Origin of the sequence: Butyricimonas sp. RTP31003st1_G1_RTP31003_210430, from assembly GCF_040920905.1 — a bacterium.
In the GTDB taxonomy this organism is placed as follows: Bacteria; Bacteroidota; Bacteroidia; order Bacteroidales; family Marinifilaceae; genus Butyricimonas; species Butyricimonas paravirosa.
In genome coordinates, this window is the sequence record NZ_JBCOSQ010000074.1 from 1 (window position 1) to 26,435 (window position 26,435).

The following is a 26,435-nucleotide window of genomic DNA, read 5'->3' on the forward strand; positions in this document are numbered from 1 at the left end:
TTCAATTAAGGTAATTAATCATTCTGGAATTCAAATCGTTATAAAGAATTTACCAACTATTTTTGGCCACATGGCCGGATATTCAAAAAGGGCAAAACGGGCTTCCGTGCGCCCTTCAGCATAATCCCACAACGAACTATAATCCTCCACACGTTCACCCAACGCTTGCAATTGGCGTAAATAAGCCGCGATCGACTTACTTTCCACGATATAAATCTCCCCCTCGTGATCCACTTGAGGGCTATGCCGTCGTCCCGCATCCAGAGAAAAACGTAAAATACGCTTTCCCTCCTTTGTCATCCCGACCGTCTGGTACGTCATGCTCTTCCCTATTCCGGGCAGGTTCATCACGTTTCGATCCGTGGCCAGAAACGGTTGCCGGTATTTATCCAACAAATCCGGTAATTCAGCGGGAATCCTTTCCGGGTATTCCAACAATTCCAAGACCTCCTTTTCCAGCTCCACGGGCAAATCCCCGTACACTTTTTCCTCCAACACCTCTTGTAGCGAACGACTATTCGGGACAAACAAGGCATAATTCTCCTCGAATCCCTTCACGGAAAAAGTGTAATACGTCAGAATACCGATTCGATTCAGTACCTCTCTCAACCTCGCCGTATGTCCCCGACGTGAAGCCGCCACCGTGAACACGGCCTGATTGGTGATAATCCATCCGGCCTCCAGCAAGCGCCGGGTAGCCAGAATCACCTCCTCGGTCACTTCCAAAGGCGACTCGAAATGAGTCTGTATGAAAAATTGCTGAATCCCGACCTGTTCCGCCTTCTCCCGGAATCTTTTCAACACCTCGATCAACCCATCATTTACACGACTGGGTAAATAAGCCAATAACCTCGAACCCAATCTCACCCGTTGAATCTCGGCATATTTTTCTCCTTTCCCACGTCGCTTGTTCAATTCTCGCTTGCGCACGGCCATACGGAAAACGGCATCCAAGATTTTTTCCAACGTCTGGTTCTGACTCATCAGTGCATCCCCTCCCGTAATCAAAATATCCCGCAATTGAGAATCATGCTCGTAATACATCATCAAGCGCTCCATCTTGACTTCCCACCCGTCTGTCGGTTTCAGCCGATCCAAATTAAAATTCAAATGTCCTTTCTGAAAGTCGTACATTCGCTGGCATAAAGCACACAGCCCACCACAAGCCCGTCCCATCGAATCCGGGATGAAAATAGCCACTTCGGGATAACGACGATGAATATTCGTAGCATTGGGCAACAACCACCCGGCAGCATTCGGTTTTCCCGGTTCCACCACATCCTCTTTCTCCCATGCCCGGATTTGCCCGAAATTCTCCACCAGCTCCTCGGAATAAATCACGTAACTCCGAATCGTGGAATCATCGTACCCATCCGTCCGAACGCTCAACAAGGAAAGATAATAGGGAGTCACGAAAAACGGGATTCCTTTCTGCTTCGCCCGGTGTAAAAGCTCCATTAACTCCGGCGATAACGTGTTACCCATGAACAGGTTCAACTCATCCGGCTCCCGGACGGCTAAAGCCAAATGAAACTTGTAATCCCCCCACCATTCATCCACTAACTCCCGTTTTCTCTCCATGCTCATTCCCTCTTCAAAACGATAACGGGTATTCAACTTATCTCTCTTCTCTATTTTCCCAATCAACAAACCACGAATCCGCTCCCGGTTCTCCCGTCGCTCTTGAGTTACATCCTCATCCATCCCGGTTTTCCAACGTCCCCGCCATTGGTCACATTGCACCCGCTCCGGTAAAACGACTTCATCTGTCTGGTATTTCTTAAATAGATAATACCAATCCAACAAAAAATCCGGATGTATGCCATCCCCCTCTCCCCGTAAAGCTTGCCATAACCATTTAATCGGTTCATAACGAATCTTCTCCCCCGTGGAAAAATCACGAATATGCCGGGTCTCGTTCATAAACATCCGGAAAAATCGTTTTATAGACGAAGAAGTAGAATATTTTGTCAAAGCGGCACGCACGTACCCCTTCAGAAATTGTTCAAACTCTTTCCAATCCTTACTAAGGCTTGCACCTTGCATGATCGCCGGAAACTCCCGCTCAAATAAACTCACCAACTCTATACACGAAAAATTCAATACATCTTTCTCCTTCACATTTTCTCCTTATCTTAGATTAAACAAAAACGACAAACGGATATCGCCCAAACAAGTCCCCGGAAGTCAGGGTTTCGAATATTTATATAGGAAATAAATACTTGATGTTTACAAATTTAATAAAAAAAGAGAAAATTCGCAACCAACAAACAAAAAAAAGACGCCGCAACCTTGTGGACACGGCGTCTTTTTCAATATTTACGTGATCTTATTTAAGATCTTCTTCTGTCAGATTTTCCAACAATTTACCATACATCATTCCGGAACAACCCAATATCATGGCCATATAAATAACCATCAAACAAAATGCAATAATAACCCCGATAAACGGAATCCAAGTCAATAACAAGGAAGCTACTAAAAAGGCTATATAAACAACAAACATCACGGCAAAAATGATCCATTTGTTGCCATAAGTCATTTTATTACTCAATGATAACGCTTTGGCCGGATTCACCCCCTTGTCCAGTACAAGATAAAGGGCTTGACTCCAAATAATCCCCAACACGATACCGGGTACAACAAGAAAAACCATGGCCATCAACACCCCTGCCGTGTACCACCCACAAGTCAAAAAGAACTCACCCATATAACGATAATATTGTTTCTCGAAAATACAGAGAGGGGAAAAAATCTCACCTTTACTGAATTTAATGGGGATCGTCATGATAGCTATCGTGGTTCCCACATTCACGTAAGGAATCCAGATCGTTAAAAGCCATAATACAATTGCTCCCAAAAGAGAAGGCAGATTTTTCATTCCCACCAAAAAACCTTGCGATAACACGCTACCAAAGTCTAATTTTTTTTCCATAGTTCTAAATTTAGGTTGAGTAATTAAATCCTACACACGACCTACCACGTTGTCATTCACAAATATAACAAATTTAAACGGAATAACAATTTCATTTAGAACACGAAAAAGAGAAGATATTAGAAAAAGGGAGTCAAAAAAAATTGACTCCCTTTTCTAATATCTCGTTTTATTATTGGTCGTCTGCCAAAGCCTGAATTCCTCTCCCGCACCCTCTTCTCGTTTGTTCGCAAAAGGGATACAACGCATAGGCCCATCCAACACGATCTCTTTATAGATAAAAGAATCATCAAATCCACCGACAGCGGCATCCTCCTTCGTACAGGCATAATACACCCGTTCCGGTCTCGCCCAGTAAATCGCCCCTAAACACATGGGACACGGTTCACAACTGGAATAAATTTCACACCCCTTCAACTGGAAAGAATCAAGTTGCTTACAAGCCTTGCGAATAGCATTCACTTCTGCGTGAGCCGTGGGATCATTATCCGGAACAACCGTATTCCCGGAAGTTGCGATAATCTTACCATCCCGCACAACTACCGCCCCAAACGGTCCTCCCGTCCCCTTCTCCACGTTCTCCACGGCAATACGAATTGCCTCCTTCATAAACTCCGGATTATAAGAGTTCGCCTCCGGCGAGTTGCAGGTTGATTGGTTACAAGTTACAGATTCTTTCATCTTTTAGATTTTAGTTTTTAACTTTTATCTTTTTCCCGCTTCTCCAAATCATGTAAATCCCGATCAGCACAAACGGAATACTCAACCATTGCCCCATATTCAAGGTCATGGCATTTTCAAATTCTTCCTGGTTCTCTTTCACAAACTCGATCACAAAACGAGCGGTAAAGATCAGTACCAAAAACATTCCAAAAAGAAAACCCTGACGATCTTTAGCTTTCGTCTTCCAATACAAATGCATTAAAACAGCAAAACTGATCAAATAACAAATCGCCTCATACAACTGTGCAGGATGACGGGGTGTCATCGGATCAGGCATCCCGGAATGTACAAAACGGAATCCCCAAGGTAGCTCTGTCGGTAAGCCAACAATCTCCGAGTTCATCAGATTTCCCATCCGGATAAAGAAACCGGCCAACGCGATTGGAATTACGGCACGATCCAGAATCCAAAATATTGATTTCCTACTTACCTTCTTGGAATAATACCACAACCCGGCAATAATACCGATTGCAGCCCCGTGGCTGGCCAACCCTTGGTATCCTGTAAAACGGAATTCCGGTTGAAACCGAACCGGTAGAATAATTTCAAACGGATGAGCGCTATAATATGCCCAATCATAAAAGAAACAATGTCCCAACCGGGCCCCGATCACAGTGGCAACCGCCACGTATATCCACAACTTATCCAACCACTGCTGGCTCAACCCTTCCGACTTGAACATCTTCTCCTCTACCTTATACCCGCACACGAAAGCCAAGGCGAATAATAACCCGTAATAACGAATCGAGAAACCACCTAAACTAATTAATTCGGGACTAACATCCCAATTGATAAATAATGAAACCAATGTCATAATTTTAAATTTTAAATTGTAGATTTTAAATTATCATGCAATAATCCAAAACCTACAATTATTAATTACTTTAGATTTTGAAGTCAAATTTTATCTTGTAAAACCCAATCTAAAATTTAAAATCTAAAATCTAAAATTATTCTATTCTTCCCCCTTCCCGTGGCAATTCTTGTATTTCTTACCACTTCCGCAAGGACACGGATCATTACGTCCTACCTTGGGGCCCACTTTCACGGGCTCGGTTTTACGGGGAGCTTGATTGGTCTGAGCGGCAGGAGCATCACTACGTCCCGTACGCATCTTACTTAAATCGGTTCGTTTCTCTTCAGCCTGTTTCACTTCTTCAGGAGCCTCAAAAGGAATTTGTCCCTTCATCAAAGTAGACACGACATTCTTGTTGATTTTATCCACCATACTCTTGAATAAGTTGAATGACTCGAACTTATAGATCAATAACGGGTCTTTCTGCTCGTAAGTTGCATTCTGCACGGATTGTTTCAAATCATCCATTTCACGCAAATGCTCTTTCCACGCGTCATCGATATGAGCCAACATGATAGACTTCTCGTAAGCACGGATCAACTCCTCACCTTCAGATTTATACGTCTTCTCAAGATTAGCCACGACATTGTAAGCCCGTTTCCCATCGGTAAACGGTACCACGATATTCTTGAACATTTCTCCTCTCTGCTCGAAAACATTCTTGATCACCGGGAACGCCTGTTTAGCGATAGTCTCCGTCTTACGACTGAATGTATCCCGTACTTCTTTGTACAGTCTCTCCGTCAAATTGTCGGCAGAAGTCTTCTGGAAATCCTCCTCTTTTATATCAAAGTCTACGGCAAGATATTTCAACACATCCATACGGAAACCTTCTAAATCATTAGCCTCCTTGTGTTCTTCCACCAATGTCTCGCAAACATCATACATATTGTTGGCAATATCCACACCGATTCTCTCTCCCAGTAACGCATGGCGTCTCTTCTTGTAGATCACCTCACGTTGAGAGTTCATCACGTCGTCATATTCCAACAAACGCTTACGAATACCGAAGTTATTTTCCTCCACCTTACGTTGCGCACGCTCGATAGATTTGGTAATCATGGAATGTTGAATAACGTCACCTTCCTCATGTCCCAAACGGTCCATCACCCGAATGATTCTCTCGGAACTGAACAAACGCATCAGATCATCCTCCAATGACACGAAGAACTGAGAAGAACCCGGGTCACCCTGACGTCCGGCACGACCTCTCAACTGACGGTCTACACGACGAGAATCGTGACGTTCCGTACCGATAATGGCCAAACCTCCCGCGGCACGAACCTCCGGACTTAACTTAATGTCGGTACCACGACCGGCCATATTGGTTGCAATCGTAACCACCTGTGATTTACCGGCCTCTGCAACAATATCAGCCTCCCGTTGATGCAATTTCGCATTCAACACGTTATGCTTGATACCCCGCAATTTCAACATACGGCTCAACAACTCGGAAACCTCGACGGAAGTCGTACCCACCAACACCGGGCGGCCTTCTCCAACCAATCGGGTAATCTCCTCGATCACCGCGTTATATTTTTCACGTTTTGTCTTGTACACGTAATCATTAGCATCCTTTCGGATCACCGGTTTGTTTGTCGGGATAACCACAACGTCCAGTTTGTAAATATCCCAGAACTCACCCGCTTCCGTCTCTGCCGTACCGGTCATACCGGCTAACTTATGATACATACGGAAATAGTTCTGTAAGGTGATCGTGGCAAATGTCTGCGTGGCAGCCTCTACTTTCACGTTTTCCTTCGCTTCAATAGCTTGGTGCAAACCGTCTGAATAACGACGTCCTTCCATGATACGCCCAGTCTGTTCATCCACGATCTTCACCTTGTTGTCGATCACCACGTATTCAACATCTAATTCGAACAACGTGTATGCTTTCAACAACTGGTTCACCGTGTGTACACGCTCAGATTTGGCGGCATAACTTTGCACCATCTGATCTTTTTTCTCCAGTTTCTCTTCCTCCGTCAGGTTCATCTTATCGATCTCTGCCAATTCAGAACCCACATCCGGCAAGATAAAGAAGTTCGGATCTTCACCCGCGGCCGTAATCGTATCATGTCCTTTATCCGTCAAATCGATAGAGTTCTGTTTCTCATCAATCACGAAATAAAGTTCATCCGTAATCTCCGGCATACGACGGTTATTCTCCTGCATATAAACATTCTCGGTTTTCACCAAGGTAGCCTTGTTTCCTTGTTCACTCAAGAACTTGATCAATGGCTTATATTTGGGTAATCCCTTATATGCTCTCAACAACAATATAGCCCCCTGTTCCTCTTGTTTCCGATCACCGCTAGCCAACAACGTTTTAGCTTCCGTGAAAATCCGGGCAACCAACTCACGCTGCATACGCACCAACTTCTCCACACGAGGTTTGTACTCGTCAAACATCTGAATGTCCCCCTTCGGAACCGGACCCGAAATAATCAACGGGGTACGAGCATCGTCAATTAACACGGAGTCAACCTCATCGACAATCGCGTAATGATGTTTGCGTTGTACCAGGTCTTCCGGGTGGATAGCCATGTTATCTCTCAAATAATCGAAACCAAATTCATTGTTCGTTCCAAAAGTAATATCTGCCTGATAAGCCTTCCGTCTCTCCGGGGAATTCGGCTCCGTCTTGTCAATACAATCTACCGACAACCCGTGAAACATATAAAGAGGTCCCATCCACTCGGAGTCACGTTTTGCCAGATAATCATTGACCGTAACCACGTGTACTCCGCGACCCGTCAAAGCATTCAAGAATACAGGCAAGGTAGCCACCAACGTTTTACCTTCACCGGTAGCCATCTCGGCAATCTTACCTTGGTGTAACACGGAACCACCTATCAACTGCACGTCATAGTGAACCATGTCCCAGGTAACCTCGTTACCTCCGGCCAACCAAGAGTTGAAGTAAACGGCATCCTCACCGTCAATCTCCACGAAATCTTTCGTTACGGCCAAATCACGATCAAAATCGTTAGCCTTCACGACGATCTCTTTATTTTCTTTGAAACGTCTTGCCGTATCTTTCATCACGGCAAACGCCAAAGGCAATATTTCGTTTAGAACATCCTCTAACTTCGTGTTAATCTGTTCTTCCAGCTTATCAATCCGGTTATAAATTTCCTCTCTTTCCTCGATCGAAGGTTTCTCATTCTCTACTTTTGCTTTCAAAGAAGCAATTTCATCCTCTTCTGCCTTCACGTGGGCATGAATCTTTGCTTTCAGATCAGCTGAAATCTGTCTCAACTCATCATGGCTCACGCCTTTAATCTTTTCCCACTCTGCATTTACTTTTGACGCGATCGGCAATAATTCTTTCAAGTCACGATCAGACTTGTTACCAAAAAGACTTTTTAATATATCGTTAAATCCCATAGTTTTATATAATTGAAAAATGAAAACAAATTAATTTATGATTTATGAATTACGATTTACGATTCAGAAAAACGCTAGCTAGTAGGTAGAAATCACCTAATCTAAAATCATAAATCAAGAAATTAGTAGGATCGTAAATCTAAAATCATAAATCCGAAATCATTCCATTTTCCCGGGAGCCCGGATGGGATTTGCTGCAATTTCCGGGACTTTCCAACCCGGTAGAACGACAGACGAGTAAGTAGTATAAACTTTTACGGCATCCACGGTTTCCGCATGACTCTGATTGTAGAAATCACCATAATCGAAATCCTCCGTGGATCTTTTCTCGGTAGAAACCGTGATGACCTTCTCGGTAGAAGAAACCAACAAACGATAGCAATCTGTCCTAACAGATACATTCCCCCCACGCACATTTATCGGCAGGGTTGCCACACATCCGGCGACAACATACAAGGCTGCTATCAAATATTTGTTCATTTCCATACCGCCAAAGATAATGCTTTTCTCCTAACTTTCAGTTTTTATCTTTTAGTTTTTATCTTTTTAGATTCCGTGATTCCCTCCCACCATCCAATACTCTTGGTAATCACAAAATCATTCAATCACCAATCACAAAATCTTACTCTTACAGTTTTTCCCCGAAAGCCAAATCTCCGGCATCACCAATTCCCGGATCAATATAACAACTCTCGGTCAGATGCTCATCCAATGCCCCCGTCCAGATCGTTACCGGCTCATCTTTCAAAGCCTCTGTAAGTTTTTCTATACCTTGACGACTGGAAACAATAGCCGCAATATGCGTGTGTGCGGGCCTTCCACCCTGTTTCAATAACTCGTGATAAGCCACCACGATTGAGCCTCCCGTGGCTAACATCGGATCTACCAGCAATAACTGTTTTCCTTCCAAACTTGGCGTGTAAATAGAATCGAAACGAATTTCAAAATCAATATGATTTTCCTTATATTTTCTTCTTGCCGAAATAAAAGCACTCCCGGAACGATCGAAATAATTCAAAAAACCTTGATGAAAAGGTAATCCTGCACGCAACACGGATGCCACCACCACCTCTTCGTCTGCCAATCTGACATCAGCCACGTTAATCGGTGTCTGTACTTGCTGCGTTGAATAATGAAACGTCTTACTGATCTCGTAAGCCATCACCTCACCAACCCGTTCTAAATTCCGGCGAAAACGCAACGGATCTTTTTGAATCTCTTTATCTCTAAGTTCTGCTAAAAAACGATTATAAACCGAATCCTCCTTGTTAATAATATACACCATTTTATCTATTTCTTTTCTTAAACCTTTCCCATCACACGCACCTATCCTGTAATTTAAAATCTAAAATTTAAAATCGCAAATCTTCATTTATTCTATTTCTTCATACTCCGCATCCTCAATCTCTCCGCCTCCCATCTTCTGCTGTTGTTCGGCCTCATGTGTCTCTTTACGCAACTGATTAACCTTATAATGATTAATCAAATCCGTTATCCCGTAAAATATCGTAACAGCACCAAAGAAAGTTATAATTCCTTCTTTCGCCGAGAACGGATTAGCAAAAACAATCAATCCGGCCAACAAAATAATTACCGGATACACGTAACTCAACGGAGCGATATGCCCGAATTTCCTCGCAGAAGTCAACATCACCAACTGACCAATCCCCGCAACAATCAAGATAAATCCCAACAAATACATCAACATATTGGTGAAAAAATCAGCCATCGACCACAACAGAATACCCAAAATAATGCTTCCGATACCGTTAAAAGAAGTCAGTCCCCTGGCCGAACGCTCATCCTGATCCCGCATAGAGACCAGAAAGGAGATAATCCCGGTAACACAAAATACGGCACCGATAATTTTTACCGTGTAATTTAACACTTCAGTTGGCCACAGCACAAGTACAAGACCCAAAACAATCGCTACGATCGATTTGACGATGGTCCTTTTGTAATTTCCGGAAGTATAGATAATCTGCATAACTTCTATTTTTTAATTTATACGAAATTCGTCAACGAAAGTAGTGATTATTTTTGAAAAAATTAAGCCGGACGACCTGTCCGGCTTAATTTTTTATTTAATCAGTTCAACACTTCGCTTTACAAACTTATTCAGCGCCTCGCCTTTCAGCAGTCCGTTCGCCAATAAGGCCAAATCAATCAACTGACCAACAACCTTATTACCTTTTCCGTATTCCTCCAATAACGAGTTCTTCTGCTTGTTCAGATCGGCAATCGTCTTGTTGTATTCACTCTTTCGATCTTTATCCACTTGAGGAATCTCCTCGTCTTTCTTACCCTTATTCAACTCGTCCAGCTCTGCCTGTTTCTTTTCAGTCTCCTTGATCTCGAAATTAATCGGCTCCAACTGGGCACTCATTTCCTTTTTCTCGTTCTCCAGGATTGCATTCACCAACTTATGATCCGTGTTTACCACCAAAGTGTACTGATCACCCATTGCCCCGTAGAATCCCATTCCCGGATTCATGGCTGCCATCTCTTTCATACGACGCATGAACTCAGAACGTGTCACGATCACCGGATCACCATTCTCACCCATCGCCTCAAAATTAACCATAAACATTCCTTCCTCCTTCGGTAACTGGGAAGTAAATACGGCACGCAATTCCTCTTGCTCCTTGTGACTCAAAGCAACCTCTTTTGTCTCTTCCTTCGGGATCAACTTGTCGATAACATCCGAATCCACCCGAACAAAACGGTGATCGGAATTCTTTTGTTCCAAATGGTTGATAAAGTGTGTATCCAACTGACCATCCATCAACAACACATCATATCCCTTACCCTTGGCAGTCTCGATATACGTGTATTGTTCTTTAGCATCCGTGGCATACAGGAACACCACCTTATTATCTTTATCCGTCTGGTTAGCTTTGATCAAGTTCTCGTACTCTTCATACGTGAAGTATTTCCCTTCCGTATTCTTGAACAAGAAGATACTCTTGGCTCTCTCGGCGAATTTTTCATCCGTCAACATTCCATATTGGATGAAAATCTTCAAATCATCCCACTTTTTCTCGTAGTCTTCCCGCTTATTCGTGAAAATATCATTCAAACTGTCAGCCACCTTCTTCGTGATATGACTTGAAATCTTCTTCACGTTACGATCGCTCTGTAAATAAGAACGGGACACGTTCAACGGAATATCCGGTGAATCGATCACACCATGCAACAACGTCAAGTACTCCGGCACAATTCCTTCCACGGAATCCGTCACGTACACTTGATTACTATATAATTGGATCTTATTCTTCTGAATCTCGAACTTGTTGTCGATCTTCGGGAAATACAATATACCCGTCAGGTTAAAAGGATAATCCACGTTCAAGTGAATATGGAACAACGGATCTTGAGCCATCGGGTATAATTCACGATAGAACTTCTCATAATCCTCCTCCGTCAGATCAGCCGGTTTACGGGTCCATGCCGGATTCGTATCATTGATCACGTTATCTTCCGTCGTATCTTTGTATTCCCCGTCCTTCCACTCTTTCTTCTTTCCTGAAATAATCTCTATCGGCAAGAACTTGCAATACTTGGTCAGCAACTCGTTCACCTTAGCATCTTCCAAGAAATCCTTCTCATCCTCGCTGATATACATGATAATATCCGTACCTCTCTCGGCCTTTTCCGTCTCCTCCAACGTGTATTCCGGATTTCCCTCGCACGACCATTTTACAGCCTTCGCCCCCTCTTTATAAGATTTCGTCACGATCTCCACCCGATCACTCACCATGAACGAAGAATAGAAACCTAACCCGAAATGCCCGATAATAGCAGCGGCGTTATCCTTGTATTTGTTCATGAACTCCTCCGCACCGGAAAAAGCGATCTGGTTGATATACTTCTCCACTTCCTCCTGCGTCATACCGATACCGTTATCCGATACCGTCAGCGTCCCTGCCGCTTTGTCAGCCTTCACCCTTACCTTCAACTCACCAAGTTCACCTTTAAACTCCCCGTTCGAAGCCAATACTTTCATTTTCTGAGAAGCATCCACCGCATTCGAAACAATCTCTCTCAAAAAGATCTCGTGATCCGAGTATAAAAATTTCTTGATAATCGGGAACAAATTCCCTGTTGAAACTCCAATCTTTCCTGTTGACATAACTCTATATTTTTAATTTAATTATACTTCAAATTTTACGACAACTAAATGACAATAGTTATGCCAAACCCAAATTCCTGCCGATTTGACAGCCGCACCTTCACCTACAACAACTTTTTCATTATACAAAAATACCCCGGACTTTCATCCGGGGTACTATCTCTTTTTCAATCACGAAATCCTTACATCATTTAACGATCTTCATCAACGTCAAAAATATAATTTTAAAATACATACGATCCAATAAAGCCTGTATTAAAAACAAATGATTGAACAATCAAACCTTATAAAGAAAAGAAAACTTCACAAAAGCGTATCACGCCAAAACCTCTTCTACAGAACAAATAACAGCATCAATAACCGTTTTCACCATCTCCTCACTCAACCCGTACCACACTGGTAAAGAAATCTCCCGGCAATAATTATCGTAAGCAACCGGATAATCTTCAATCTTATACCCCTTATTTTTAAATGCACTTAACAAAGGCAAGGGTTGAAAATGCACGTTCACCGAGACATCCTTGTCAAAAATCCGCTGAATAATCTCATCTCGTTGTTGCTCCGTGATTCCCTTCACCCGTAAACAGTACACGTGATAAGAACTCTTCCGGTCTTCCGTTTCATAAATCGGTAATTCCGCCCATCTGTATCGGGCAAAAGCATCAGTATATTGATCATATATACACTTCCGGTAGTGCAAAGTATCATCCTCGTAACGAGACAACTCCACCAAACCGATAGAAGCCATAATATCCGTCATATTCCCCTTAAAACCGGACACAAGCACGTCATAACGCCACGCCCCCTTTTTCGTCTTGGCCAGCGCATCTTTATTTTGTCCATGCAAAGTATATGTACACAAATACCTATACACCTCCTCGTTATCAAAAGGCTCCGGCAAATTCAACATGATCGCTCCTCCCTCCGCCGTGGTCAGATTCTTCACCGCATGGAAAGAAAACACCGAAACATCAGCCAGGCATCCCGCTTTCCGCCCCTTGTATTCCGCCCCTATCGAATGAGCCGAGTCCGACAAAATCAAAATCCTTCCCAACTTCCCCTGCTCTTCCGTCTTCGCCTGAAATAACGTTTTCACATCCTCCGCCTCCACCAATTCAAACAACTCATCATACGCACACGGCATACCTCCCAAATCAACAGGCATTATCACCTTTGTCTTATCCGTGATCGCCTCCCTCACTTTCTCCAAACACACGTCAAAATCATCCGCATTCACATCCACCATCACCGGTTTCGCCCCACAATGCACGATCACATTCGCCGTGGCACAATACGTGTACGCCGGTACAATCACCTCATCCCCCTCCTGTACTCCAAACCACCGTAGTACAACTTCAAGCCCAACAGTATTCGAGTTCACAGCCAACGTCGCCTTGTTTCCACAATACGCTGTCAACCTCCGTTCAAACTCCTTCGTCTTCGGTCCCGTCGTAATCCAACCGGACTTCAAGGTATCAACAACCTCATCTATGACCTTCTGGTCAATTCTTGGTGGTGAAAATGGTATCATAATTAAACTTTTAAATCCTAAACACTCAATAATGTAACCAATATCTTCTCGCCTGCATCTCCATTACCATAGAGTCGATTTTCAAAACCCTCTTTATTTTTAGAGATTATAACATTAACACTACTGATAATCCTAGTAGGTTCACTTCCAGCAAGTACATTAAAACCTTTCTCGACTAATTCAACCCACTCTGTTTCATCTCGCATTGTCACACAATATTTTTCAAAAAAATATGCCTCTTTCTGTAATCCCCCACTATCAGTCATCACTAACTCACAGTTTTTCAACAGCCAAACCATTTCCAAATAGCCAACAGGATCGATAAAACAAATCTTACTTTTAGCAAAATCATAGTTAATCGCCAATAACTTTCCCTTTGTTCTTGGGTGTAAAGGCAATACAACAGGGCATTGCTCAGAAATCGTTTCTAGGGCATAAAATATATTTTTCAACCGAACCTCATCATCTGTATTTTCTGCTCGATGTACAGTACACAATACAAATTTTGATGGGATAATATCTTGAGGCATTCTTGCTCTATTCAAATAAAATAAAGCAGCATCCTGCATGACATCACCATTTTTTACAATATGACAATCAATATTATCATACCCTTCTAACTTCAAATTTTCAATTGCTTTATCTGTTGGACAAAACAAAACATCACTAATCCGATCTGTTAATATCCTATTAATTTCTTCCGGCATAGTCATATTAAACGAGCGTAACCCCGCCTCCACATGAGCCACTTTTATATGTAACTTTTTTGCAGCCAATGCACCTGCAAGTGTGGAATTAGTATCCCCATACACAAGAACCCAATCAGGTTTCTCTTCTAGCAATACTTTTTCAATCTTTTCCAACATCTGTCCCGTCATGGCTCCATGCCCCAACCCATTTATATTTAAATTATAATGTGGTTTCGGGATACACATTTCTTCAAAAAACACGTCACTCATGTTAGAATCGAAATGCTGCCCAGTATGCACTATAGTCTCTATTATTTGTGCAGAACATTTAAATACACGACTAATCACAGCCGCTTTAATAAATTGTGGCCGAGCACCTATTATTGTAACAATTTTCATATAATTACTAAACTTGTTTTATAAGATCTAAATAACGTTCTGTCAATTTATTGTAAGCATGATTCTGTAAAACATACTCGTGACCATTCCTGCCTAATTCTTCTCGCTCTTGAGTTGACATCATTTTCAATTTAAGAATGGCCTGTGCTATTGCCTCCACATTTTCCGGTTCTGCATATAATCCACAATTAGCTTCCTGCACCAAATTATTTCCGGCATCTATTGCCTGAATAATAGGTTTTGATGCCATCATATAATCAAACATCTTATTGGGACTTATCCCAAACCGGAATAGAGGTTGCTTTTGCAAACCAATATATAAAACATCCATTTGCTTTAAACATGCTGGTATTAGTTCTTTTTCCTGAGCTGGAAAAAAGTACACATTATCTATTCCATGTTTTAAAGTATAACTTACAAGTTTCTCTTTTTCTTGCCCAGTTCCTATTAAAATGAGAACAACATCTTGACTTTTCAAACCAGCCACAACATCAATGATTGTATTCAAATCATTTGCTTGTCCATGAGCACCAGCATAACCTATAATGAATTTATTCTCTTTCTTTAGTTTTTTGAAAACACCTTGTATTTTTTCTGATAATTCCTTAGACGCATCCCATTCCGAAGTAATGATCCCATTGGGAATATAATTAAATTTATCCGAGTCTAAGCCATGTTCCATCATATACTTTTTTACACAGGGTAGAAGGGAGATCACGTTATCTGTATGTCTATAAGAATAATTTTCAGCCCATTGCATTATTTTTATAAAGGGGTGTCGAGGAGAATATCCCCCTAATTCAATTGGAGATAATGGCCATAAATCCCCTACTTCCAAAAATATTTTAGCACCAGCTTTTTTGGCAATCTTTCGACACCCTATAAAATCTAATGGTGTAACACCCGATGCAATTACCACATCCGGTTTAAATTCTCGAGCTATTTTCTTAGCATAAAACCACAAATAGAAATTATATAAAAACATATGCAGTACACGTCCCACCCCATTACCACTATATTTAGGGGTTTTAATCCACTTGTATTGTATTCCATCTATATTTTCATTTGTTAATCTACCAGTTACATTTGGATTAATTCTTCTCGTATGAGAATAGGATGCAGCAACGACCATCACCTCATGTTCTCGATCCGTAAACTCTTTACTAAATTGATAAATTCGATAGGCCATTCCATGATATTTGGACCCAGCTAAATCAGACTCATATAAAATTTTCATATTGACTTATTATTTGATATCGAATTTAATCTTTCCTAATGCGTTCTCACACATTCTTATGGCATCTTGAACTGTATCAGCTTGAGTTATAACATAAGCTACTCTATCACTGCTACTTCGTATTGGAGTAAGCGTCTCTCCCAGGCATTTAACAATCTCTACATGCTTTACCTCTGGAATATTTAATGCTTCATTAACACCATTTATTTTCTGCAATACTCCAAGCTTACATTCTGCATATCGAATAGCTGATCCCTTTTCAAATTTCTTTGCAATATCTGGTATTTGCCCTAACGCCATCAAAATACATGCTTGTATCATATCTACGCCAGTTGACAAGGGAACTAAATATGTAGTTATAGAATCGCCTCCCAATCGTGCTCCCAACTCTACTAATTTTGGCCCATCTTCCGTAACAATGATTTCAACATGAGATGGACTGTTATCAATACCAATTGCCTGTACAGCTGTTATGGCTACTTCTTTTATTTTTTCAATCGTCTCATTCGGCAATTGCGATGGTTGAGAATGCCCCATTTCGACAAAAAAAGGTGCCCCACTCGTTAATTTATCCGTTACAGCCAATATAGTGGTTTCCCCCCTTATCGTCATCACCTCTACACTCACTTCAGGTCCTTGCATATACTCTTCCACCAAAATTAATCCCGACTTTGATACAGATTTACTATATAAAAAGGCATCCCTTACTTCGTGATAATCTTTAACGAGTACAACTCCACGACTCCCAGAAGAATCATTCGGTTTCATTATAAACGGAACAGAATGCTTTAATAACAGATCTTTAAGTTCCTCCTCAAAAGTTATCACTTCAAACCAAGGATGGGGTACATCATACCTTTCAAAACACCGAATCATTTCAATTTTATCCGTGGCTCTCTGCGCCACAGACGGAGTTACAGCATAAAGCTTATACTTTTCAGCAACAGATGCCACAGAACGTATAGGCATATCTGTAGCTAAAGTCATAATCCCATCTGGATGATAATTTTCTGCTGCAGCTAATATACCACTTATATCATTGGTACTAACTTCATAAAATTTATCAGCATAACAAACACCAGGAGCATTTGGATCTATATCAATAACGGCAACATCTAACCCCAACGATTTAGCCTTCTGAATAGCAGGCAATTGTAGAACACCTGCACCCACTATCATTAATTTAGGGACGACAGCATTTTTAGTCATAAAATTCATTTTCTCGTATCATCAACATATATATTTTTCCTAAGAATAATCGTTTGAATAGTCTTAAAAAAGACCCGAACATCTAAACAAAAAGATAAATGTGACACGTAATAATCATCTCTTTCAAATACCTGTTCTCCATCACCACTATTTCTATAATAAGCTTGATTATAGCCTGTAATACCCGGTAATACTAACAATTTTCTCTTTTGCAATTCCGTATATCTATCGATCCAATCAACAGGATCCGGTCTAGGACCAATGATACTCATATCCCCTTTTATCACATTAAGGATCTGCGGCAATTCATCTATGCTCGTTTTCCGCAAAATTCGTCCTATTCTAGTTATTCTAGGATCATCTTCCGAATTATAAGTTGAACCATCTGCTAATCGAATATCTGGAGCATTCATAATCATCGTTCTAAACTTATACATAGTAAAAATTCTACCATCTTTACCTAACCTTTTACTATAAAAGATTATTGAACCTTTATCTTCCAATAATATGATTAACCCAACGATTATAAAAACTATAAAAAAGAGCGGCAACAAAACAAGAGAAAACAGTATATCTAAAATGCGCTTAACATAAACATACATTATCATGCTATTTATATCCTTCAATCTTCCATCAATTTTGCAATTCCAAATCCCGTACGACCATAGCCATTTCCACAGTATAACATATAGGTATGTCCTTTATGGTTAAAGACGTGAGGATAACAGATCATTTCAGAATCCCACCCCGAATCTGATAAAGTTATACCAACTTCTTTATCTTTTCTTTGAAACGAATACCCATCCTCAGACACACCATATCCCATATTATATCCCCCTGTACCAATAGCATAACAATACCACATCTGATATAGATTATCTTTTTTCACAACACACGCCCGAGAAACTCTCGTTTCATTTTCGTAGAGATAATCAACCGCCACAATTTTTTTTCTAATCCAATTAATACCATCAGTAGATTCTGCATATTTTATATTATATTTTGGCAAAGTTTCATCAATCCAATAATCAGCAGAATCATACCACATCCTCCATACTCCATTTTCAATAATTATCGATGAGATTACCAATATAGTATATGGTTCATCGGTTGTTCTTTCAAGAACAGGAACATTAGAATATCTAGAAAAAGATAACCCAGAATCATAGCTAATAGCTAATCCAGAAACTTCTGCAGCCCTAACGCGAGATCCTTTATTCCAACCCATTATATACAAATACTTCTTATCATCCACACTAACCAAACACGTGGGAGAAACACCATTATCATCATAACACCCCAAGGAACCAACATCTACGACTGGATCTTTTGACAATTCTAAAATATCTTGGGGTTTATTAATATCTACCACTAAATATCCTATTCTCGAAATATTATTTTTATCTCTTCCTGAAAAATAAATTCTATATATATCGCCTTCAATGTGATCTGCCACAGGAAGCATTGCATGAGATATCAACCAATCATATTGTCCTTTAGGCTCTATGACCCGCCCCAGTTTTACCCATTTCATATTTATAATTTTTCTCGTTCACCAATTTTTTTTGCTGGACTCCCTACATAGATTCCCCATGGTTCCAGATCCTTGTTGACAAAACTTCCTGCACCAATTACAGCACCTTCTCCAATTTTTACAGGCATAATTACACATTTTGCACCAATATATACATCATTACCAATCTCAAGTTTACCTCCAAGCGTAACCGTTTCACCTGAACCCATACCATCAACCATTTTCATGCCAGGAGCATGAGAATACGTTGCAGTAAGAAAAACGGTTCCTGGTCCTGTGGATACTCGATCTCCAATAATTGCCATTCCTCCTCCCCAAATCGTTGTGTGTGGTTGCACATCTGTAAATTTCCCAATTTTTACACCAGTTCCTCCAAAAATGAATACAAAATCACCTATCCGGCAATGATCATTAAGTTCCACCATATGTGGATAAGCTATTTTAGCAAGTGGCATCAACTTCACATGTTCACCACAATATTTCAACTTATCCTTCACATTTTCACCCATTAACTCCATGTCCTTAATTTCAAACATAATATAACCTCCTATTTTTAATTATTTTGTAATTGAATTTTTCTTTTTTCTATCAAATAATGATATTTATCTTTTTTTTGTTCTTCTATCGTATCTAACAACATATCCTTAAAAGAATAGAGCGGGGTCCATTCCAACTCCTCCTTTGCTTTTGAAATATCATAAACAAACTCTTCTATGTTATTTTCTTTTTCAGGAAGATCTATAAAAACGGGATCACTATTCCCCTCCCAAAACACATCAGCAATAATTTTCGCTTCCTCTCGAATAGAAAGCTTATATCCTGATGCGATATTGAAAATACCACATACATCAGTTTTTCTTATAGCTTGAAGAAATGCAACCACAACATCTTTAACATAAACAACATCTCTTCCGATGTCAGCATTACCCCATAATTGTAAAGGTTTATGTTCTTTTGCATTGTCTATAAATATTCTAAACCCAGTCTTAATAGGCTTACCATCCATAAATATCTCGGTATGGGGACCATAACCATACACAGGAGGCAATCTTAAAATAATTCCTCTTAAACCATATTCTTCTGTATAATGCAGTATACAATCTTGAGCTGCAGATTCAGATATACTAAACATAGAATATTGCCCAGAATACTTTAGAGATCTCCCATCTTCTTCTCGAATTGGCTTTTTTTGATACCATAAACCTTGAGTACTTCTATGAGAAGTCGCAGAAACAAAACGCTTAACTCCATTTTGAATACAAAAATTCAATATATTGAGCGTTCCGAGTACATTAATTCTAATATAATCAACAGATGAATAATTCTTCTCGCTAACATTCGCCGGTTGCATTGCCGCCAAATTAACAACAGCAGAATATTGACGATTAGAAACCTTACTAAATTCCTCCTGTGATGTTATATCTAACTTCACGTAATCGACTCCTATCGAATCATAATATTCAGAACAAATATCATTATTATCTGAAGCAACGACTTCATAACCTGACTCCAAAAGTCGATCTACCAAATATGTACCAATGAAACCTCCAGCTCCAAAGACCAAAATCTTTTCCATATTAATTAAAAATTGAAATTATCGTGCTTAACATTTGAAAATCAACAATCAATTAAAATCTATTTTAATTGATTCATATAGAAATTTGTATAGTTAATCTCCGCATTATAGTTTTTGAGATAAAACTCAAACGTACTTTTAGACAATGCCTCTCTATTCTCCATCAAAGTCAACACGGAATCATTAAATTGTTTTTGAACAAAGTCCACTGCAAGTAATAACCCGGTATCTTCAGTTACAATCTCTTTATTTCCTCCAACATCTGTAGCTAATACGGGTATCCCCCAACTAATAGCTTCCATTATAGCCACTGGAATCCCCTCGGAGAGGCTCAAATTAACAAATAAATTAAAATAACCTTTTTTATATATCTCCATCACCTCCGTCTTATCAACACTGCCGATCAAATCAATCGTCAAATTACATTCTTTAGATTTTATATCTTTCTGTAGTGTATCAAAGCCCTCTCCTCCTCCAATATGAGTCCATTTAACCTTTAAATGTCCATATACTTGGCAGAATCTATTTATAGAATTAAAGATTAGATCAACTCGTTTTACAGGAATAATATTGGAACACGATAATATTGATATCTCCCACCCCTTCCCAATATTTTGTTTAACACAATTTGAAAATACCCCCAATCTAGATACTTCAATTTTTTTCGCAAAAATTGGATATTTCCGTTTTAAATAAAATACTCCCTCGTCCGAAACAACAAAAACATTATCAGTTATGGCTAACATTTTGTCCCTATAAGGAAAATATGTCCCAACACTTTCTTCATAAACATCAAAACGATGAGCCCTCGTATATATAGAATTTTGTTTAAAAAAACCGACATTCTTTGCCATATAAAATCCTAAAATGGTATGATTAAACCAGTAACTGTAAAATATGGATCCTTCCTCAAAATCATCTTTATTCTTCAAAAGAAAATTCTTTACTAAATAACTTCCATATAAATATTTAACCGCTTGAAAGTAGTCTGACTTTGATTTAGGTGAATATTTTCCTTGAAAAGGAATAAACCAAAAATACCAACCAAATATCATCAAGAAAAAAACTTTTATCCTTTGTAATAAAGTCGTATCAGATAATTTAGTATTTAATGTAATATTAGACGGTAAATCTCTCTTATATCTACCTTTATGCAAAGGTATAATCACAATCTTACAACATGGTATTTTGCTTGCAACTAGCAATTCATCTTTTAGAAAAGACTCTGCAACCATACCAAAAGGATAACAATTAGAAAAAAGATAAATCGTTTTCATTTAGTTAATGTTATATAAAATCTATTATTAGTTATATATATTACATATATGATAAAGGAACTTATAGGCATTATATATATGTTAGTACCTATATAAGATATAAAATATGCAACAATAACAAGAAAGGTGTAGTTTTTCCACTTGAGATTAATTAATGAATTATACATTAATGGGAAAAAAAACAAAACCATGAGAATAAGTCCAATTAAACCTGTTGAGTATAATATCACAAAAAAAGAAGTATCACCAACAAATACTCCTGGTAACTTAGAATCTCCATAACCAAAAATAGGGTTTCTTTGAAATGCTTCAATCAATGGAATCATATTCCCATCCTTTGCATCATATCTTGTTTCAAGAGCTGCCATCGGATCTCCAATTAGATTAATATACTGTAAAATAGGAATTCCTTGTCTATCCATGTACAAAATCAATAGATATAATATCAGCACAATAAACAAAATCAATAATAAAATTTTAAAAAACGAGAATATTATTCTTTTTCTTATTCTCATATTAAAATCCTTAATATTACAATTAAGAAAAAGATATAATGTAACTATAATTACAGAACCTAAAATAAACGTTTTTGAAAGAGCTAACAATCCTAAGACAACAGATATAAATATTCCATAAAAATTCTTTTTAACAACAAAAAAATATGTAAATACAAAAAGTGAGAAAACCCCCAATACAATAGGTGTACCAAACGTACCATATCCACGAACAAAACCATATTCTAAAGCATATTCTAAAGGTTCATTACCGGGCTTCCAATACAAATCATAAAATAAAGAAGACCAAGCAGGTTGAAAAAGTTGAAAAACAGAAGCCAAAAGGTTAAGAGCTATTATAATAAACAACAGACGATCTGGATTAACAACTTTATCAGGAAACTTATCCACTAAACTCATTAATAAAGAAGTAATAATCACAAAACGAAAACAAGCATAAAAACCAATATAATTTAAATCACTACCGTTTATAACAGCAAAAAGAATAGAAACTATTACCAAATAAATAAAATACAAGACAAGCCATATATTCTTTTTATTTATGGTGAAATAGGTAATACAAGCCCAACATATTATAGGAAACGACAATATCTCATACGAAAGTCGATAAGAACCAATCACAATAATAGGAGCCGTCAAACATATCCCCAAATAAACCAATAAACCCAACAACCGGTTCCTAAAAAGATAAGCTAAATTGATGATTAATAAAATGAAGAAATATAATAACGACATGTATTAATTAAACATTTTATATTTCATAGCTTTTCTCTTCACAACCTCATAAAAAGACGAAGGAAAAATCATTTTAAACACCTCATTCAAAATAGAGGGCAAATATTTAGTGAACAACCTAAAACACCCTAACCTACATCGGACAATTCTGAATAAATGAAAGAACGTAAAACAAGATATTTTTTTATTGCGACACAACGTAAACAAATGAGAGATATAAACTTCCCCCAATGGCTTAAAAAGAGTTCGTTGCAACATTCTATACTCCCTCTTTTTAAAAATATCAAAAATCAACTGAGTCTTTATAATATAATCTTCTATACTCCAATGAATATCCTGATCATTATATACAATCAAACTCCGTGACGAAAACAAACATTTCTTCTTGTCATCATATTCTAAACATTTCAAAACAGTAATAAGAGTCCCGATCATACATGAAACATATTTATAATATATCATAATATCCGATTTAAACAACGATATATTATAAACACATTTAGACATCATAAAAGAACTAGAAAACTCAGCCCGTGTTGTATGTTTCAAACAAAATTCATCAAATCCTGTCGTTACAGCATCATAAGGACGTCCAAAATTATAGTAGAAAACACTATCCCCTTGACTAAAATAAGTATCGAAAATAACGTCAACAGCATTTTCCACAACAGGATCATCATCCCCCAAAACCCACAACAACTTAGTAGAACAATATTCAAAACAACGAGCAATATTAGCATCTCCCCCCACATTAATATCATTCCTGATAATATTAACATATTCTCGTTCTTCATCAGAAAACAGGTCACACACGGGCTGATCCGAATGATTATCTATCACATACAAAACCACACGGGAAGATAATTGAGGAAGTAACCTACGTACCTGTATTTGAATCTTCTCGGGCCTATTATATGTAGGAATATAAATTGATAATAACGGTGGATTATTCTCCATGCCATTCATATTTTCTAATTTTAAAAATTCGATACGCCCAAAAGAACATAATTAACGTGATAACACTATACCCTCCCGTCATACCCAAAATACCCAAATACCGACCTAACACAATGGTTGACAACGCACATAAACCACCGCCGACAACAGAATTTACCAAAAAAGGTTCTTTCTTATGACATCTCAAATAAGTAGCCCATGAACTGACCACTTGATTCAACAATATTGCCATCATCATGAACGTTAAGGGCAAATAACTCAAAAAACGATCTCCAATACTTATTCCTCCTACCGTGATATCAAAATAACGAACAACCCAAATAGTCAGAAACATAATAATCAACAAACAAGCATTGATAAAACTACTCTGCTTCAGTGTCTTATTGAATATCGAATCCAACTGAACAAATTGCCTTTTAGCAATCAATCCGGAATATAAAGGAACTTTCGTACTCATCCAACTGATTGACAATGCTTGTATTCCATTTAAAGCAGCCAAAGTCATTCCCATTTGGCCCGCTACCACAGCTCCTTCCGTTGCAAACAACACCGGATTAAACAATTGAAAAATAAAATATCCACTAATCCAACTTAAAGCTATCTTCCATTGATATGGAAATATCTCCTTTTTATAATCCACTCTTTCAACAACAGACTCTCTCCATACCCTTAAAAGCATTTGCCGAAAATCGCTAAAATAAATAGCAAAAATCAAAAATAGCCCCGTTATGATACAGTTAACCCCCAACACGTAAAGATGAAATCCGAATACCAACCCGCCACATATAACAAATAAGCCTATAGACTGCTGAAACAACCTGATTTTTGCTACATCTTTTACTTTACCCAACCCCTCTAGAAATGCAAGAATCGGAGCTAAAAGCAAATTTAAAGCTGTCCCAATAGCCAAAAGAATCCACGGCAACTGCCAAACAACCTGATCATCATTACCATATCGATAGAAAAAAACAAAACCTACAATGACTAAAATCAACAACAATATCCCTGCAAAACACAAATACCATTTTATACTAAAATGCAGCAAAGACGATAATCGTGATAAATACCTTCTCTCTCCAACAACAGATATAGGACTTTCCCAAGTCAAATGAGAATTTTCATGAGCCACATATTGAGTTATAATACCATTCAAACCTAATTCAAAAAAAACCTGAATAGCAACAATACTACCAAAAGTATAATAAAAACCTTGTTCTACCCCTGTTAAATACTTAGCAACAAAAACGATAGCAACAACTCCCCCTATAGCCTGAATAATTCTAGTACAAGAAGTAAAAAAAATAGATTTATCAATCCCTAACTTTATTTTTACTCTATCCAATAACTGTAAAATGCCCATATTCTTATAGCACCAATCCCGCTTGTTTCCTCAAATAGCTCTGTGAACCAGATAAATGATAGAATTGATCTTCTATTGCAATTCTTTTAATTTTAGGGAATCGATGAATTTCCCCTGTACAATACAAATCACTTATTACTTCTATTACTGCAGAACCAACACCACAACTTTTCTGATTTTCTTCCAAAATTGTAATATCTGAATAACGATTTGCAATATCTACCATTTGGCACTTATTCAACGGTTTAACAAATGGAATACTGTATATATCTACACCTTTTTCCTTGGCACTTTTTAAAGCATCACCTAAAATCGAACCACTCGACAGAATCACTTTTTCAGTTCCATCTGTTTTTAGCACGGGTAAAATATCTCCAATATTCAAATCTTGAACAAACTGTTCATGTATAACAACCTCCCCCGCTTTCCCCAAACGCAAGTACATAGGCCCATCATAATTCGCTGAAATCATAGTTATACACCTTGCTTCTATTGGATCACAGGGGGAACAAACAACTATATTAGGAATGGAACGCATCATTCCTAATTCTTCCGTTGCATGATGTGAAACCCCCTGACTTCCATAAGCATAACCTGCACCCACGGAAACTATTTTCACATTTCCTTTATAATAAGCAATATCATTTCGTATTTGCTCAATACATCGCAAAGTAGGAAAATTACCTATTGAATAAATATATACATTATATCCAACCATTGACAACCCAGCAGCAACACCAGCCATATTTTGCTCTGCAATTCCAACATTTTTAAATCGATCGGGAAATTCGTCAGCAAAAGGCTCTACTACATTATAGCCCAAATCTCCCACTAACAAAAAAATCTTATCGTTAATACGAGCCTCTTTCACTAATTGATCTATAAAAGCTGTTCTCATTTCAATTCCTCCATCGCTTGTTTTAATTGTACATCGTTGGGAGCCTTATAATGCCACATCAACTGATTTTCCATATAGCTAACACCCTTACCCTTAATTGTATTTCCAATAATCACGGTCGGCTTTTTATGCTCATTTTTAAATATGGAAAAAGCATCTGCAATCTCTTTGCAGTCGTGACCATCAATCTCAACCACCTTCCAATTAAATGCCTTAAATTTATCGGTCAGAGGAGCTAAATCAATAATATCTTTCACATTGCCCAAACTCTGTATTTTATTATAATCCACAATTAGACATAAATTAGACAGTCCATTCTGAGCAGCAAACATAATCGCCTCCCAATTAGATCCTTCGTTCAACTCTCCATCCCCAGTAAGGCAATACACATCAAAAGCAGTCTTGGAAGCAATACTACCTAATGCCAGACCTGCTGCAACAGGCAATCCATGTCCTAAACTACCGGACGAAACCTCTACACC

23 protein-coding genes are annotated in these 26,435 nt (G+C 38.7%); all 23 read right to left on the reverse strand.

Annotated elements, in window-relative coordinates:
- Positions 1–30 precede the first annotated feature (30 nt).
- The gene (locus AB5542_RS17925; RefSeq protein WP_368243300.1) at positions 31–2,121 is read right to left on the reverse strand and encodes a KamA family radical SAM protein; all 2,091 of its coding nucleotides are present in this window, start codon (positions 2,119–2,121) and stop codon (positions 31–33) included.
- A 208-nt stretch (positions 2,122–2,329) separates the two neighbouring features.
- Positions 2,330–2,935, reverse strand: coding sequence for a hypothetical protein (locus AB5542_RS17930; RefSeq protein ID WP_087419918.1), 606 nt, complete (start codon positions 2,933–2,935; stop codon positions 2,330–2,332).
- Positions 2,936–3,091: 156 nt separating this feature from the next.
- Positions 3,092–3,616: a nucleoside deaminase gene (locus AB5542_RS17935; protein WP_410518817.1), complete on the reverse strand. Its 525-nt coding sequence runs from the start codon at positions 3,614–3,616 to the stop codon at positions 3,092–3,094.
- 10 nt (positions 3,617–3,626) lie between these two features.
- Positions 3,627–4,472 (reverse strand): prolipoprotein diacylglyceryl transferase, encoded by an 846-nt coding sequence (lgt, locus tag AB5542_RS17940; RefSeq protein ID WP_209279537.1) that lies wholly within the window; start codon positions 4,470–4,472, stop codon positions 3,627–3,629.
- Positions 4,473–4,613: 141 nt separating this feature from the next.
- Positions 4,614–7,904, reverse strand: a complete 3,291-nt coding sequence (secA, locus tag AB5542_RS17945) for a preprotein translocase subunit SecA (RefSeq protein ID WP_118305017.1) — start codon at positions 7,902–7,904, stop codon at positions 4,614–4,616.
- A 159-nt stretch (positions 7,905–8,063) separates the two neighbouring features.
- Complete coding sequence (locus AB5542_RS17950) at positions 8,064–8,390, reverse strand: hypothetical protein (protein ID WP_087419915.1); 327 nt, start codon at positions 8,388–8,390, stop codon at positions 8,064–8,066.
- Between the two features lie 142 nt (positions 8,391–8,532).
- Positions 8,533–9,189 (reverse strand): uracil phosphoribosyltransferase, encoded by a 657-nt coding sequence (gene upp / locus AB5542_RS17955; RefSeq protein ID WP_087419914.1) that lies wholly within the window; start codon positions 9,187–9,189, stop codon positions 8,533–8,535.
- Positions 9,190–9,276: 87 nt separating this feature from the next.
- Complete coding sequence (locus AB5542_RS17960; RefSeq protein ID WP_118305018.1) at positions 9,277–9,891, reverse strand: HdeD family acid-resistance protein; 615 nt, start codon at positions 9,889–9,891, stop codon at positions 9,277–9,279.
- A 93-nt stretch (positions 9,892–9,984) separates the two neighbouring features.
- Complete coding sequence (htpG, locus tag AB5542_RS17965; RefSeq protein WP_279040031.1) at positions 9,985–12,036, reverse strand: molecular chaperone HtpG; 2,052 nt, start codon at positions 12,034–12,036, stop codon at positions 9,985–9,987.
- Positions 12,037–12,352: 316 nt separating this feature from the next.
- Entirely contained in the window at positions 12,353–13,570 is a 1,218-nt protein-coding gene (locus AB5542_RS17970; RefSeq protein WP_410518818.1) for a DegT/DnrJ/EryC1/StrS family aminotransferase, read from the reverse strand.
- A 14-nt stretch (positions 13,571–13,584) separates the two neighbouring features.
- Positions 13,585–14,655: a non-hydrolyzing UDP-N-acetylglucosamine 2-epimerase gene (gene wecB, locus AB5542_RS17975; protein ID WP_279040035.1), complete on the reverse strand. Its 1,071-nt coding sequence runs from the start codon at positions 14,653–14,655 to the stop codon at positions 13,585–13,587.
- Between the two features lie 7 nt (positions 14,656–14,662).
- Positions 14,663–15,892 carry a glycosyltransferase family 4 protein gene (locus AB5542_RS17980; protein WP_279040037.1) on the reverse strand — a complete coding sequence of 410 codons (1,230 nt, stop codon included), beginning with the start codon at positions 15,890–15,892 and terminating at the stop codon, positions 14,663–14,665.
- Positions 15,893–15,901: 9 nt separating this feature from the next.
- Complete coding sequence (locus tag AB5542_RS17985) at positions 15,902–17,101, reverse strand: ATP-grasp domain-containing protein (protein WP_279040038.1); 1,200 nt, start codon at positions 17,099–17,101, stop codon at positions 15,902–15,904.
- A 5-nt stretch (positions 17,102–17,106) separates the two neighbouring features.
- Positions 17,107–17,703 carry a sugar transferase gene (locus tag AB5542_RS17990; protein ID WP_279040039.1) on the reverse strand — a complete coding sequence of 199 codons (597 nt, stop codon included), beginning with the start codon at positions 17,701–17,703 and terminating at the stop codon, positions 17,107–17,109.
- A 20-nt stretch (positions 17,704–17,723) separates the two neighbouring features.
- Positions 17,724–18,635, reverse strand: coding sequence for a hypothetical protein (locus AB5542_RS17995; protein ID WP_279040041.1), 912 nt, complete (start codon positions 18,633–18,635; stop codon positions 17,724–17,726).
- 2 nt (positions 18,636–18,637) lie between these two features.
- Positions 18,638–19,171, reverse strand: a complete 534-nt coding sequence (locus tag AB5542_RS18000; protein ID WP_279040043.1) for an acyltransferase — start codon at positions 19,169–19,171, stop codon at positions 18,638–18,640.
- 17 nt (positions 19,172–19,188) lie between these two features.
- The gene (locus tag AB5542_RS18005; RefSeq protein WP_279040044.1) at positions 19,189–20,211 is read right to left on the reverse strand and encodes an NAD-dependent epimerase/dehydratase family protein; all 1,023 of its coding nucleotides are present in this window, start codon (positions 20,209–20,211) and stop codon (positions 19,189–19,191) included.
- A gap of 59 nt (positions 20,212–20,270) precedes the next feature.
- Complete coding sequence (locus AB5542_RS18010) at positions 20,271–21,488, reverse strand: glycosyltransferase (protein ID WP_279040047.1); 1,218 nt, start codon at positions 21,486–21,488, stop codon at positions 20,271–20,273.
- Positions 21,485–22,738 (reverse strand): hypothetical protein, encoded by a 1,254-nt coding sequence (locus AB5542_RS18015; RefSeq protein WP_279040048.1) that lies wholly within the window; start codon positions 22,736–22,738, stop codon positions 21,485–21,487. Before AB5542_RS18015 ends, AB5542_RS18010 begins: the two co-directional genes overlap by 4 nt.
- A gap of 3 nt (positions 22,739–22,741) precedes the next feature.
- Entirely contained in the window at positions 22,742–23,695 is a 954-nt protein-coding gene (locus AB5542_RS18020) for a glycosyltransferase family 2 protein (protein WP_279040050.1), read from the reverse strand.
- Positions 23,685–25,055, reverse strand: a complete 1,371-nt coding sequence (locus tag AB5542_RS18025; protein WP_279040052.1) for a hypothetical protein — start codon at positions 25,053–25,055, stop codon at positions 23,685–23,687. Before AB5542_RS18025 ends, AB5542_RS18020 begins: the two co-directional genes overlap by 11 nt.
- 4 nt (positions 25,056–25,059) lie before the next feature.
- Positions 25,060–25,953, reverse strand: a complete 894-nt coding sequence (locus tag AB5542_RS18030; protein WP_279040054.1) for a transketolase family protein — start codon at positions 25,951–25,953, stop codon at positions 25,060–25,062.
- The coding region (locus AB5542_RS18035; RefSeq protein ID WP_368243303.1) for a thiamine pyrophosphate-dependent enzyme at positions 25,950–26,435 on the reverse strand (486 nt) is incomplete at its 5' end. The genes AB5542_RS18030 and AB5542_RS18035, both read right to left, overlap by 4 nt.